1 protein-coding gene and 1 pseudogene are annotated in these 702 nt (G+C 61.8%); one reads left to right on the forward strand and one right to left on the reverse strand.

Annotated elements, in window-relative coordinates:
• Nucleotides 1–174: pseudogene (locus tag MOV75_RS40700) on the reverse strand (lytic murein transglycosylase); the annotation flags it as partial.
• Nucleotides 175–379: 205 nt separating this feature from the next.
• Between MOV75_RS40700 and MOV75_RS40705 the strand changes: the two are divergent.
• A partial coding sequence (locus MOV75_RS40705; RefSeq protein WP_247008489.1) for a sugar phosphate nucleotidyltransferase occupies nt 380–702 on the forward strand: 323 nt, incomplete at its 3' end.

The following is a 702-nucleotide window of genomic DNA, read 5'->3' on the forward strand; positions in this document are numbered from 1 at the left end:
CGCAGGTTGCGAGGGCGCGGGGTTCGCACCCGAGAAGATGCCGCCGAACAGGTTGGACAGGCCGTTCTGCGCCTGGGCGTGCGCGCTGACAGGCAGCAGCACAGCGGCCGCAATCATCATTGCGCCGGTCACGGATGCCGCCCGTCTTGCCCGCCCTGCCACCGATTGCATCATGTCCCACTCGTCGGCTTATGGAATCCGCCATCAGGAGGCCTGGTTACGGTTGCCAATAGCTTAACAAAGGTGAAATTTTGGTGACGGCCTTTTTCTTAACTCTGCGCGGATGAGGCCCCACAACCGCCTTTGTTGGCGGCTGCAAACAGGCTAGCAAGATGCCATTGCTCCGTCCCCATGTGCCCTCAGGTATTCGAACAATCACATGAAAATTCGCAAAGCCGTATTCCCCGTCGCCGGCCTCGGCACCCGTGTCCTGCCCGCCACCAAGGCGATGCCGAAGGAAATGCTGACCATCGTCGACAAGCCGCTGATCCAGTACGTCTATGACGAGGCGAGGGAGGCCGGCATCGAGCACTTCATCTTCGTCACCGGCCGCAACAAGAACGTCATCGAAGATCATTTCGACCGGATGTTCGAGCTCGATGCGACGCTGGCGGCGCGCGGCAAGAAGGCCGAGCAGGACATCCTGGCGCAGAACCAGCCCGAAGCCGGCGCCGTCAGCTTCACCCGCCAGCAGGCGCCGCT

It is taken from the genome of Bradyrhizobium sp. PRIMUS42, assembly GCF_023006515.1.
Taxonomy (GTDB): domain Bacteria; phylum Pseudomonadota; class Alphaproteobacteria; order Rhizobiales; family Xanthobacteraceae; genus Bradyrhizobium.